This is a genomic window from Aeromonas sp. R1-1, from assembly GCF_040908495.1.
In the GTDB taxonomy this organism is placed as follows: Bacteria; Pseudomonadota; Gammaproteobacteria; order Enterobacterales; family Aeromonadaceae; genus Aeromonas; species Aeromonas veronii.
Window position 1 is genome coordinate 1 of record NZ_JBFODV010000287.1, and the last position, 9,702, is coordinate 9,702.

The window sequence follows — 9,702 nt, forward strand, 5'->3', positions numbered from 1 at the left end:
GTTGGGGTATCGCCAAGCGGTAAGGCAGCGGGTTTTGATCTCGCCATCCCTAGGTTCGAATCCTAGTACCCCAGCCATTTTTAAAAGTTCTTTGCCAGTCTCATGACTGTTAAGGAGCGCTGTTGGGGTATCGCCAAGCGGTAAGGCAGCGGGTTTTGATCTCGCCATCCCTAGGTTCGAATCCTAGTACCCCAGCCATTTTTCTGTTCTCTTCCACATCAGTGGTCGATAACAAACGGCTATGTAGCTCAGTTGGTTAGAGCATCGCACTCATAATGCGGGGGTCACAGGTTCGAATCCCGTCATAGCCACCATCAATTTGCGGAAGTGGCGAAATTGGTAGACGCACCAGATTTAGGTTCTGGCGCCCTAGGCGTGAGAGTTCGAGTCTCTCCTTCCGCACCATTGATAGCAGTACCAAACAGACCAGCTCACGCTGGTTTTTTTGTATCTGACATTTGCCTCTCCCCAGTTTTTCTCTCGCGCCTCTATTAACCCAGCTCCACGTTAATTCCCGTCCACATCACTCTTCACTGATTCCGAGCACGCCTTGCCACTCTTGTCTCCTGGCCATAAAAAAGCGGCCCGCAGGCCGCTGGTATGAACATCCATCAACACAGTAGTCAGAACGGGAAGAACCAGGGAATAGCCACCACGCTGACCGCCATCACCAACAGGGTGAATGGCACCCCGATACGGATAAAATCGGCAAACTTGTAGTTGCCCGGCCCCAGCACCAGAGTATTCACAGGTGACGAGACGGGCGTCATAAAGGCGGCCGAGGCGGCGATGGCAATGGTCATGGCGAACGGATAGGGCGATACCCCCATCTGCTGGGCCGTGCCCAGCGCAATGGGCGCCATCAGCACTGCGGTGGCGGTGTTGGAGATAAAGAGCCCGATCACCGCGCAGAGGGCAAACAGGCTGGCCAGCATTACCCTTGGCCCCATCTCCCCTACTGCATTGATCAGACCACCAACGATCAGATCCACCCCGCCGGTTTTTTGCAGCGCCAGCGCGAAGGGGAGCATGCCGACGATGAGGATCAGGGTCGGCCAGTGGATCGACTTGTAGGCACTCTCCATGTCGATGCAGCGAAACTTGCCCATCAGCAGACAGGCGATCAGCGCGGCAATCACGTTGGGCACCGGATCGGTCACCATCAGCAGGATCATCACTCCAAGACAAAAGAGGGCATGGATCGCCTGGCTGCGGGCGGGGGCCATCTCGTCCACTTCAGCGGGCAGCCCCATCAGCAGAAAGTCGCGGCTATGGGTCTGCAACTGTCTGATGTGGCTCCAGTTCCCTACAACCAGCAGTGTATCCCCCATCTGCAGCGGCTCGTCCACCAGCTTGCCTGCCAGCGCCTCACCGTCGCGGCGCAGCCCCACCACGCTCAGACCATAGCTGGAGCGGAAGGTCACATCACGCACGCTTTTACCCAGCAGCTTGGACTCAGGGATCAGCGACACCTCGGCCATCCCCACCTCCCGCGCCTGATCGGAGAAGTACTCCCCGCGCAGGATCATCGGCTCGAGCCGCGCCTCGCTGCAAAACGCCCGCACATCCACCTCGGGGTCTGACATGTCGATCAGCAGCACATCCTTCGCCTGGAACTCACTGATCCCCGACACCGGCACCATCACCCGGCGAAACTTGCGCCAGCGCTCCACCCCGATAACGTGGGCACCATAACGGGCGCGCAGTTGCAGCTCGTCCAGGGTGTGACCAATCAGCGGGGAGTCCGGCCGCAGCGCCAGACGACGGGCCCTACCGGCCAGTCGGTAGTCTCGGATGAGATCGCGCAGGGTGCGGCGCCCGGTCGGCTTGCCCTTGCCCTCTTCCCCCTCGCCCACCAGGGAGCCGCGCACCAGCAGCATGTAGAGGATGCCCAGCCCCAGGATCAGCACGCCCATGGGGGTGAAATCGAAGAAGCCGAAGCCGTGAATGCCGTGGCGCATCAGCTCGCTGTTAACCACCATGTTGGGGGGCGTGGCCACCAGCGTCATCATGCCGCTGATCAGCCCGGCAAAACCGAGGGGCATCATCAGGCGACCGGCTGGGATCCCCATCCGGTTCGCCACGCTCAGCACCACCGGGATAAAGATGGCCACCACTCCGGTGCTGCTCATCACAGCCCCCAGACTCGCCACCGCGACCATCAGCAACACCAGCAGCTTGGTCTCGCTGCTGCCCGCCACCTTCACCAACGCATCCCCCACCTGATAAGCGATACCGGTGCGCACCAACCCCTCCCCGACAACAAACAGGGCTGCTATCAGAATGACGTTGGGATCGCTAAAACCCGCCAGTGCCTCCGGCAGGGTGAGGGTGCCGCTCAGCACAAACAAGATGACCACGCCCAGGGCCACCACGTCCATGCGCACCTTGTTGGTCATAAAGAGATAGATGGCGCCAGCCAGCAGACAGAGCACCCAGACAAGCTCGGAATTCAATACAACCTCCTTTTATCACGTGATTCTCCTCCCGGAGAGTGGACTCTATCAGACCACAGCCATGGCGCTATCATCTTGCTACATATCAATAAAGTCCGACCCGCCGGGGCCCCATAACCCATCACTGCTGGAATAACTGGGCACCAGCGGCGATTTCTTTGATATGGGCCAAGTACGGGGCGGACAAAAGTCCTGCCCCTCGTCCCCCTCACCCCTTAGAATGGCGCACTCGCATACTAACCCTCATGCCCAAGGATCAGAAAATGAGCATATTCGAGCTGTTCAGCATCAATAACACGCTAGTGACCATACCGCTGGGTGGCGGCTATGCCATGTCATGGATTGAAGCCATCGGCACCCTGTTCGGGCTGGCCTGCATCTGGTTCGCCAGTCAGGAGAAGACCATCAACTACCTGTTTGGCCTGATCAACGTCAGCCTGTTTGCCATCATCTTCTTCCAGATCCAACTCTACGGACTGTTGATGCTGCAGCTGTTCTTCTTCTGCGCCAACGTCTACGGCTGGTACGCCTGGACCCGCCCTGCCAACGATCAGGGGGATACCCTGCAGATCCGCTGGCTCAGCAAATCCAAGCTCATCATCACTGCCGTAGTGAGCGTGCTGGCCATCGCCCTGCTGACCCGCTATATCGACCCGGTATTCGCGGCGCTGGCGCGCACCTCGGTCGCGTTGCTCAACCTGTTTGGTGCCGGACTTGCCACTCCCGAGCCCTCCCCCGATGCCTTCCCGTTCTGGGATGCCAGCATGACGGTGCTCTCGGTGGTCGCCCAGATCCTGATGACCCGCAAATACGTGGAGAACTGGATCCTCTGGGTCGTCATCAACATCATCAGCATCGGTGTCTATGCCGCGCAGGGCGTCTACGCCATGTCGCTCGAATACCTGATCCTGCTGTTTATCGCCACCAACGGCACTCGCCTCTGGGTGATTGCCGCCAAGCGCCAGCCACAAGGTCTGTAAGCCATGAGTCTGTTACCCCATCTCCAGTGCCGCCCCGACCAGATTGCCGAGCGGGTGGTACTGTGCGGCGACCCGGCCCGGGTCGATCGCATCGCCAGCCAGCTCGAACAGTGTGAAGTGCTGGGGCAAAACCGGGAGTTTCGCCTCATCAACGGCCGCTATCAGGGGCTGCCCATCACGGTTTGCAGCACCGGCATTGGCGGCGCCTCGGCCATCATCGCGCTGGAGGAGCTGGTGCAAGCCGGTGCCCACTCGCTCATTCGGGTCGGCTCCGCCGGTGCCCTGCAACACGACATCGGCCTTGGCGACCTTATCGTGGTGGAAGGGGCGGTACGCAATGAGGGCGCCTCACAGGCCTATCTGCCCGCCGAGTACCCCGCCTGCGCCGATATCTGGCTGCAGGCCGCCTTGCTCAACCATGTGGCAACCGGCAGCCAGCCTCATTGGCACGGGCTGGTACGCTCCCACGACAGCTTCTATCGGGATGACGAGCAGGAGGTGTGCCGCTACTGGCATGCCCGTGGCGTGCTCGGCGCAGACATGGAGACCGCCTCCCTGCTGACCGTGGGGCGCCTGCGCAAGGTGCGGGTCGCCGCCGTGCTCTGCAACGTGGTGCTGTTCGAGCAGGATGTGCAACAAGGGGTGGCGGATTACGCCAGCGCCGAACAGGCGATGATGGCCGGTGAGCAGCAAGCCATCGCCGCCGCCCTCCACGCTCTGGTGCAATAAAGCGCAAACCGTTAACTGCGGCACATCCGCTACCGTGCGGGCTGGTATCCGGCCCGCACTCTTGCTAGCCTCATGGCCCTCGTCATCCGGTGCGACAGGCAAGTCATGCAGCAACAGCCCTACCCCCTCGGCCGTTTTCACGCCGAACTCCAGCAGCTTGAACCCCGCTTTGCCGCGGCGCTCGACGCCTGCACCCTGTTTCTGCGCCGTTACCTACCGGGCGAATTGATCATGCGGCAGGGGGAGCAGAGCGAGCAGCTCTATCTGGTCGAACATGGCCGGGTCTCCCTCAACAGCACGGTACACTCTGGCCGCCGCTTCCAGCTTGGCGAAATTGAGTGCCACAGCCAAATCTTCGGCGAGATGGAGTTCTTCAGCGCCACCCCGGTACAGTGGAACGTGGTGGCCGAGACCGAGCTGGATGCACGGGTCATCTGTGCCGACAAGCTGGCCCAGCGCCTGCTGGCAGAACCTGAGTTGACCCTGTTCTTTGCCGCCGCGCTGGCCAGCGACTATCTCGATACCCTGGAGATCACCACCAGCCGCCTGCTCCACCCCATCGCCTACAACATCGCCTACGAGTTGTGGCGAGAACGCCAGCGTACCCCCATGCTGGGGTCACGCAAGCGGGCCCATGAGGCGGCGCGCTTCGGCACCACCGAGCGGGTTTACCGCCGCGCCCTCAAGGAGCTGGTCGAACAGGGCATAGTTGCCGACGGCAGTAGCGGCCCCGTCATCGCCGATCTGGCCAGGCTGCGTGCCTATCTCGACCTTTAATTTCTATTCACCCCATTTCGATTCACCCAGTCAGGAGTCACCATGTCTGCTCATTCCTATCCCGAATTCACCTTCTTCAGCCGCTTCGTTGCCGACATTCAGGCGGGCCGCAAGACCATCACCATCCGCGACGAGAGCGAGGCCAACTGGCAGCCCGGCCAACGTCTGGCGCTGTTCACCAACCCGGAGCACCAGCCCTTTGGCACCATAGAGGTGCTCTCGGTCAAGGCGGTCGCCTTCGATGAACTGAATGACGAGCACGCCCGTCAGGAGAACATGACCCTCCCCGAGCTCAAACAGGTGATCCGCGAGATCTACCCCGATCTGCCGCCGCTCTATGTGATTGAATTCAAACTGATTGCCTGAGCCGGATTTGGCCTTTGCCGAGCGATGTGTTAATAGTGTCCTCTTTTGAATCAGGGAGGTGACCCGAGTGTTTGAGATAGCAAGCCTGAAAGAGGGGATGATGCACGGGGTCGAGCTGTTCCAGCTGCTGCTGGAGATCATCTCCATCGCCTGTGTGGTAATAGGGCTTGGCAAAACCCTCTGGCTGGCGGCAAGAGTGCGGGATCACCAGCCCGGCTTTCCGCGCATTCGTCTCTGCTTTGGCAGCTGGCTCATTCTGGCGCTGGAGTTCCAGCTCGCCGCAGACATCCTGGCCACCACGGTCGCGCCGAGCAAGGAGGAGCTGATCCGCCTTGCCATCATCGCGGTGATCCGCACCTTCCTGAACTACTTCCTCGGCAAGGAGCTGGAAGCACAAGCGGAGCGCCAACAAGAGAAGGCAGAACGCCAGCAGGAGCAGCGCAGCGAGCAGGCCAAGGCTGCTCAATAGCCTGTATCGCTGCGGTGCATCAGCGCTAAGTGCCGTGCCATCCCGACCACCTCCGTGGCTCGGGATGGCGCCTTTGTGACCCTCCCCGCACTTTTGGAAATCAGCCAACAATGGAACCCTTTTCAAGGTTTCCCCTGCCCTGTTGACTGCCCGTTCATCTGCGTAAGATAGAAAATCTTCTCCCCCAACCGGCCAAGCTGATGAATACGCACTCCCTTCACACGCCCGATATCGACCTCGATAGCTGCGTCATCTACCAGATCTACCCTATGAGTTTTCAGGACAGCGATGGCGACGGCATGGGCGATATCAACGGCATCCGTCAGCGCCTCGGTTATCTGGCCACCCTCGGGGTCGATATGCTCTGGCTCACCCCCATCTATCGCTCCCCCAAGCGGGACAACGGCTATGACGTGGCGGACTACCGTGCCATCGACCCCGCCTTCGGCACCCTGACCGAGATGGAGCAGCTGATCGCCGAAGCGGCCGCTCACGGCATCGGCATCATGATGGATATCGTCGCCAACCATACCTCCACCGAGCACGAGTGGTTTGTGAAAGCGCTGGCGGGGGCTCCCCGCTATCAGGACTACTACGTATTTCGCGACCAAGCCTTCGTTGACGCTCACCCCATCACCTCGATTTTTGGCGGCAGCGGCTGGCAGTATGTGCCGGAGCTTGATCGCTACTATCTGCACAACTTCGATCCCAGTCAGGCCGATCTGGACTGGGATAACCCGGCGGTGCGTGCCGAGATGGCAGAGGTGATCAACTTCTGGCTGGGCAAAGGGATCAAGGGATTTCGCTTCGATGTGATCGATATGGTGAGCAAGGAGTGGGACCGACTGGCCATGAGCAATGGCCCGCGCCTGCACGACTATATCCGTGAACTCAATGAGGCCAGCTTTGGTAGCAAGGGGATCATCACTGTCGGTGAGACCTGGGGAGCCGATCTTGCCCATATGCAGAACTATTCGAACCACAATGGCAGTGAGTTCAGCATGGTGTTCAACTTCGAGCATCTGGGGCTGGGCAGTGACAAGTGGTCATCCCGCTTCGATCCCCTCGCCTTCAAACGGGCCATGGCCCGCCACCAGCAAGGGCTGCACGGTCAGGGCTGGAACAGCCTGTTTCTCGGCAACCACGACCTGCCCCGCGCCGTATCACGCTTTGGCGATGACAGGCCAGAGTGGCGTGAAACCAGCGCCAAGCTGTGGGCCATGGTGCTGCATATGATGCAGGGCACTCCCTTCATCTATCAGGGGGAGGAGCTCGCCATGACCAACCGCCATTGGCAGCCGGGCGAGCTGCGCGATGTGGAGGCGCTCAACTACCGCGCCAGCCACTCAGGGCTGGATCCTGCCGAGCTGAGTCGGCGGATCGATGCCATCGGCCGCGACAACGCCCGTACCCCGATGCAGTGGGACGCCGGCTCCCACGCCGGTTTCAGCGCCACCACACCCTGGATTGCCCTCAACGCCAATCACATCGAGATTAATGCCGCCGAGCAGCTGGCCCGCCCCGACTCGCCGTTTCACTGCTATCGCCAGCTTATCGCCCTGCGCAAGGCCCACCCTGTCGTTCGCCACGGCAATTTCGATCTGCTGGATGGGGATGACCCCGAGCGCATCAGCTATCGCCGCCACTGGCAGGATCCGGCCAGCGGCGAGCAACACACCCTGCTGCTGCTCGCCAATCTCACGGCGAACCCCTTGCCGATGCCCCACTTCGACAAGGTGACAGACAAGATGCGGTTGCTGCTGGCCAATTACCCAAGCGAACCATTGCCACTCTTCGCCCCTTATCAGTGCGCCATCTGGCTGCAAGTGGATCAGGGTTAACCCCGTGCTGACGGGCCAAAGCAATGGCCCGTCAATCGCCACTCCACCGGCTACCAGCAGAAAATCACGCCCCCACGTGACGGGATTAAATTAACCACTATTACTGACTTATTAATTGATTATTTATCCCGTTTGATACGCTCTTATTGCCCCTCTTACTATGCCTGCGACCTATCCATTGCCGATGCAACTATCGGCCTTCAAACTGGCATAGCAAAGTGGAAAACAGATGATCACCACAGACGGGAATAACGCAGTCGCATCGGTGGCGTACCGCACCAGCGAAGTCATCGCCATCTACCCCATCACCCCCAGTTCGGCCATGGCTGAGCAGTCGTCGGCCTGGTCGAGCGAGCGGGGCAAGAACCTGTGGGGGGATGTGCCCCGGGTTGTCGAAATGCAGTCGGAAGGGGGCGCCATCGCTGCCGTCCACGGTGCCCTGCAGACCGGCGCGCTGGCGACCTCGTTTACCTCGTCGCAGGGGTTGCTGCTGATGATCCCCAACCTCTACAAGCTGGCGGGTCAGCTTATCCCCTTCGTGCTGCATGTGGCGGCGCGCACCGTGGCGACCCACGCGCTATCGATCTTTGGCGATCACTCGGACGTGATGGCGGTGCGCCAGACCGGCTGCGCCATGCTCTGTGCCAGCAATGTGCAGGAGGCGCAGGATTTTGCCCTGATCTCCCAGATAGCGAGCCTCAACAGCCGCCTCCCCTTTATCCACTTCTTCGACGGCTTTCGTACCTCTCACGAGATCGCCAAGATAGCGCCGCTCGCTGACGACACCCTGCGTGCCCTGCTGCCCGCAGATGCCATCCGTGCCCATCGTGACCGGGCGCTCACCCCCGACAAACCGGTCATTCGCGGCACCGCCGCCAACCCGGACACCTACTTCCAGTGCCGGGAGGCGAGCAACCCCTGGTATGACGCCGCCTATGGCCATGTGAGCGAGGCGATGCAGGCTTTTGGCGAGCAGACCGGCCGCCACTATCGGCCGTTTGAATATGTCGGCCACCCACAGGCGGAGCGGATTGTGATGATGATGGGTTCGGCCATCGGCACCTGTGAAGAGGTGATCGAGCGCCTGCTGGCCCAAGGGGAGAAGGTCGGTCTGGTGAAGGTACGGCTGTTCCGTCCCTTCTCGGCCGAGCACCTGTTGGCCGCGATTCCCGAGAGTGCCCGCGCCATCGCCGTGCTGGATCGCACCAAGGAACCGGGCGCACAGGCCGAGCCCCTCTATCTCGACGTGATGACGGCGCTTGCCGAAGCGGTCAGCCGGAGCGAGCGGGCAAGCCTGCCGCGGGTGATCGGCGGCCGCTACGGCCTCTCCTCCAAAGAGTTCGGCCCCGCCTGCGCACTGGCGGTGTTTGCCGAGCTGGCACAGGAGAACCCGCGCCCGCGCTTTACCGTCGGCATCTTCGATGACATCACAGGCCTCTCGCTACCGCTGCCCACGCTGGATTCGCAAAGCCCCATCCACAGCCAGCAACACAAGCTGGAAGCGCTCTTCTACGGTCTTGGCAGCGATGGCACCGTCTCGGCGGCCAAGAACAGCATCAAGATCCTCGGCAACCACACCGACCTCTATCCGCAGGGCTATTTCGTCTACGACTCCAAGAAGGCGGGCGGCCTCACCGTCTCTCACCTGCGGGTGGGCGAGCGGCCGCTGCAGTCGGCCTATCTGGTGGAAGAGGCCGACTTTATCGGCTGCCATCAGTGGCAGTTTGTCGACAAGTACCGGATGGCGGAGCGCTTGAAGGCGGGCGGCATCTTCCTGCTCAACACCCCCTACAGCGAAGCGGATATCTGGCAGCGCCTCCCCAGCGAGGTACAGCATGCCCTGCGCGAGAAAGAGGCGCGCTTCTACATCATCAACGCCGCCAAAATTGCCCGCGACTGCCAGCTCGGCAACCGCATCAATACCGTGATGCAGATGGCCTTCTTCCAGCTCAGCGCCATCATTCCCCCCGCAGAGGCGACCAGCCTGCTGAAGCAGGCCATCGCCACCAGCTATGGCAGCAAGGGACAAGCGCTGGTCGAACGCAACTGGCAGGCACTGGAGGCAACCTGCGCCGCTCTGACCC

8 protein-coding genes and 4 tRNA genes are annotated in these 9,702 nt (G+C 61.0%); 11 read left to right on the forward strand and 1 reads right to left on the reverse strand.

Annotation, left to right across the window (positions count from 1 at the left end; genetic code table 11):
• Nucleotides 1-2: 2 nt before the first annotated feature.
• The 4 genes from AB5Y92_RS19310 (at nt 3) to AB5Y92_RS19325 (ending at nt 405) form a co-directional block, all read left to right on the forward strand.
• Nucleotides 3-77 (forward strand) — tRNA-Gln (locus tag AB5Y92_RS19310).
• A 46-nt stretch (nt 78-123) separates the two neighbouring features.
• Nucleotides 124-198: transfer RNA gene (locus tag AB5Y92_RS19315), tRNA-Gln, on the forward strand.
• A 39-nt stretch (nt 199-237) separates the two neighbouring features.
• Nucleotides 238-314 (forward strand) — tRNA-Met (locus AB5Y92_RS19320).
• A gap of 7 nt (nt 315-321) precedes the next feature.
• Nucleotides 322-405 (forward strand) — tRNA-Leu (locus AB5Y92_RS19325).
• Nucleotides 406-623: 218 nt separating this feature from the next.
• Here AB5Y92_RS19325 and AB5Y92_RS19330 read toward each other — a convergent pair.
• Complete coding sequence (locus tag AB5Y92_RS19330) at nt 624-2,456, reverse strand: SLC13 family permease (protein ID WP_164536274.1); 1,833 nt, start codon at nt 2,454-2,456, stop codon at nt 624-626.
• Nucleotides 2,457-2,719: 263 nt separating this feature from the next.
• On the opposite strand from AB5Y92_RS19330, the gene pnuC reads away from it, so the two are divergent.
• The 7 genes from pnuC to AB5Y92_RS19365 form a co-directional block, all read left to right on the forward strand.
• Complete coding sequence (pnuC, locus tag AB5Y92_RS19335) at nt 2,720-3,436, forward strand: nicotinamide riboside transporter PnuC (RefSeq protein WP_164536273.1); 717 nt, start codon at nt 2,720-2,722, stop codon at nt 3,434-3,436.
• Nucleotides 3,437-3,439: 3 nt separating this feature from the next.
• The gene (locus AB5Y92_RS19340; protein WP_201987315.1) at nt 3,440-4,165 is read left to right on the forward strand and encodes a nucleoside phosphorylase; all 726 of its coding nucleotides are present in this window, start codon (nt 3,440-3,442) and stop codon (nt 4,163-4,165) included.
• Between the two features lie 105 nt (nt 4,166-4,270).
• On the forward strand, nt 4,271-4,942 hold the full coding sequence (locus AB5Y92_RS19345) for a Crp/Fnr family transcriptional regulator (protein WP_201987317.1): 672 nt from the start codon (nt 4,271-4,273) through the stop codon (nt 4,940-4,942).
• A 42-nt stretch (nt 4,943-4,984) separates the two neighbouring features.
• A complete protein-coding gene (yqfB, locus tag AB5Y92_RS19350; RefSeq protein WP_201987319.1) occupies nt 4,985-5,308 on the forward strand; it encodes a N(4)-acetylcytidine aminohydrolase in 324 nt (107 codons plus the stop codon).
• A 67-nt stretch (nt 5,309-5,375) separates the two neighbouring features.
• Entirely contained in the window at nt 5,376-5,777 is a 402-nt protein-coding gene (locus tag AB5Y92_RS19355; protein ID WP_047437940.1) for a DUF1622 domain-containing protein, read from the forward strand.
• A 200-nt stretch (nt 5,778-5,977) separates the two neighbouring features.
• Nucleotides 5,978-7,618 (forward strand): alpha-glucosidase, encoded by a 1,641-nt coding sequence (locus AB5Y92_RS19360; RefSeq protein WP_368227411.1) that lies wholly within the window; start codon nt 5,978-5,980, stop codon nt 7,616-7,618.
• A 229-nt stretch (nt 7,619-7,847) separates the two neighbouring features.
• The coding region (locus AB5Y92_RS19365) for a 2-oxoacid:acceptor oxidoreductase family protein (protein ID WP_368227412.1) at nt 7,848-9,702 on the forward strand (1,855 nt) is incomplete at its 3' end.

Coding starts and splice junctions, on each gene's coding strand:
- pnuC (WP_164536273.1), top strand. CDS start 2,720: ATGAGCATATTCGAGCTGTTCAGCATCAATAACACGCTAGTGACCATA.
- AB5Y92_RS19360 (WP_368227411.1), top strand. CDS start 5,978: ATGAATACGCACTCCCTTCACACGCCCGATATCGACCTCGATAGCTGC.
- AB5Y92_RS19340 (WP_201987315.1), top strand. CDS start 3,440: ATGAGTCTGTTACCCCATCTCCAGTGCCGCCCCGACCAGATTGCCGAG.
- yqfB (WP_201987319.1), top strand. CDS start 4,985: ATGTCTGCTCATTCCTATCCCGAATTCACCTTCTTCAGCCGCTTCGTT.
- AB5Y92_RS19345 (WP_201987317.1), top strand. CDS start 4,271: ATGCAGCAACAGCCCTACCCCCTCGGCCGTTTTCACGCCGAACTCCAG.